The organism is Mycobacterium sp. NAZ190054, assembly GCF_001545925.1.
Classification (GTDB): Bacteria; Actinomycetota; Actinomycetes; order Mycobacteriales; family Mycobacteriaceae; genus Mycobacterium.
Genome location: NZ_LMVQ01000398.1, coordinates 1 through 2,393, shown reverse-complemented (window position 1 = coordinate 2,393; position 2,393 = coordinate 1). Strand labels below are relative to the sequence as shown.

Below are 2,393 nucleotides of genomic sequence, written 5' to 3'. Positions count from 1 at the left end.
GCCGGTTTTGTGCGCAGTCGCCGGTGGTGCGCCGGATCCTGCCGCGCGGTGCTGTTCATCGCGCCCGGCAGTGCGTTGTGGGGGTTGCTGGCCGTGATCGCCGTCGATCAGATGGGCTTGTCGGCCTGGCCGGTGGAGTACTCGGCGGTGCCGGTCTTGCCGAGCAGGCCGGGGATGTCCTGCAGCTGGGTGGCGGTGCCGCCGGTGATCGTCTCGCGCATCATCGCCTGCACCTGCCCGGCGAGCCCGGCAGGCAACGGATCCGGGGTGCGGTCGGGCACTCCCGGCTCGCCCTCGACGATGGCCGGCGCGGGCACCGAACCGCGCGCCAGGGTGGCGGCGACCAGCGCCATACCGAACGGCGACGCGGTGACCTGGCCCTGGCCGATGCCCTCCTCCACCCGCAGCGCGGACGTGTCGGCCACCGGCACGCTGCCGGTCACCGTCGTCATGCCGGGCGCGACGAAGTCGATGCCCAGGCCCAGCTGCGCGGCGGCCTTGGTCAGGCCGTCCGGCGGCAGGTTGACCGCGAGCCGGCCCATGGTGGTGTTGCACGAACGCGCGAACGCGGTGTGCAGCGGTACGTCGCCGAGCTCGAAGTGGTCGTCGTTGGGGATCTGGCGGCCCTCGATGTTCTCGGTGCCCGGGCACGCCACGATGCTGTCGGGTGTGACCTGCCCGGCCTGCAGGGCCGCGGACACCGTCACCGTCTTGAACGTCGAGCCCGGCGGGTAGAGACCGGTCAGCGCGATCGGGCCCTGCGCGTCGGCGGGGGCGTTCTGCGCGACGACGAGCAGGTCGCCCGTCGAGGGCTGGATGGCCACGATGGTCGACGGCGTCGGCAGCGGCGCCAGCGCGGCCTCGGCGGCCAGCTGCATCCCGATGTCGACCGTGCTGGAGATGTCACCGACGGGCTCGGCGTCCCGGCCACCCACCCGCTTGGCGCCCGCGGCGGTCTCGGCCGACACCGCCCACCCGGCCGCGGCATCGCTGCGCTGCTGCCACAGCTCGTTCAGACCGGCCAGCGTCGGTGAGGTCAGGGTCCGGTCGGTGGCCAGCAGCCGGGTCTGCGGGCGCAGCGTCACATTCGGCAGCGCGGCCAGTTGCGCCTCGATCGGGGCCAGGTCCTCCTCGCGCAGCGTGATCGCGGTGACGGGCTTGCCGTCAGCCGCCGCGAGGTCGGCGCTGAGCGACTGCGGGGTGATCCCCGGCGCGATCGGGTTGAGAAGGGCGGCAACGGTGTTCACGTCGGCGCCGGGTGCGACGTCGATGAGCGTGACGATGTGCTGGGTCAGCAGTTCGGCGCCGGTGCGGTCGAGCACCCGGGCGGCGGGTTGCGGGACGAGCGTGCTGTACGACAGCGGCCCTTCACCGAGACCGGGTGCGACGGTGGCCGGGTTCCACTCGATCCGCCAGTCGTCGCCGTCTTCGGTGGCCCTGCCTTCGGTGGTGTAGGTCCACTCGTTGCGTTTCTCGGGCCCGAACCGCCACGCCGCCGCGAGTGTGAACGTCGCCGCGTTCTCGTCGCGCTGCGTCGAGCGCACCTCGAAACGCACGTCGGTGCCCAGGCTGGCGAACAGGGCGGTGAGGGTGTCCGAGGCGGCCGCCTCGTCGGTGGTCAATGCCGCGGCGGCCGCGGCGTCACCCTGCCTGAGCGCGTCGGCGAAGGCGGCCACGGTGGATTCCAGCCGGTCCTGGGCGTCGCTGCAGCCGGTGAGCAGCAGCATGACGACGAGCAGGACTGCCCAGATGCTTCGGAGGTTACGGCGCAGGTGGTTCACGTTCGACGAACGTACCTACGCGCGGGCGGGGCGGATCTCCCGGGGCAGCGCGAACACAAGCGTCTCGTTGGCGGTGGTCACCGGTTGCACGGTGCCGTAGCCGTGCTCGGCAAGACGGTCGAGGACACCGCGGACCAGGATCTCGGGCACCGACGCGCCGGAGGTGACACCGACGGTGGTGACGCCGTCGAACCAGGCCGGGTCGATGTCGTCGGCGTAGTCGACCAGATACGCGGCCTTCGATCCGGCGTTCAGCGCGACCTCGACGAGCCGCACCGAGTTCGACGAGTTGCGGGAGCCGACCACGATGACGAGTTCGCACTCCGGGGCCATCGCCTTGACCGCGACCTGGCGGTTCTGGGTGGCGTAGCAGATGTCGTCGCTGGGCGGGTCCTGCAGCGTCGGGAACTTCTGCCGCAGCCGGCGCACGGTCTCCATCGTCTCGTCGACGGACAGCGTCGTCTGGGACAGCCAGATGACCTTGGCGGGGTCGCGCACGGTGACGTTGTCGACGGCGTCGGGGTTGTCGACGACCTGGACGTGGTCGGGGGCCTCACCGGCGGTGCCGACGACTTCCTCGTGGCCTTCGTGACCGATGAGCAGGATGTCGAA

The 2,393-nt window shown here is 71.6% G+C and carries 1 protein-coding gene and 1 pseudogene; both read right to left on the bottom strand.

Translation table 11 applies throughout. The annotated features are described in order from the left end of the window. Window positions 1–107: 107 nt before the first annotated feature. The gene (locus tag ASJ79_RS22630) at window positions 108–1,727 is read right to left on the bottom strand and encodes a penicillin-binding transpeptidase domain-containing protein (RefSeq protein ID WP_082753999.1); all 1,620 of its coding nucleotides are present in this window, start codon (window positions 1,725–1,727) and stop codon (window positions 108–110) included. Between the two features lie 69 nt (window positions 1,728–1,796). Then, window positions 1,797–2,393, bottom strand: a pseudogene (locus tag ASJ79_RS22625) (4-hydroxy-3-methylbut-2-enyl diphosphate reductase); the annotation flags it as partial.

Bases quoted from the DNA above. Each gene is read 5' to 3' on its own strand.
- ASJ79_RS22630 (WP_082753999.1), bottom strand. From the start codon at position 1,727: ATGCTGCTGCTCACCGGCTGCAGCGACGCCCAGGACCGGCTGGAATCC.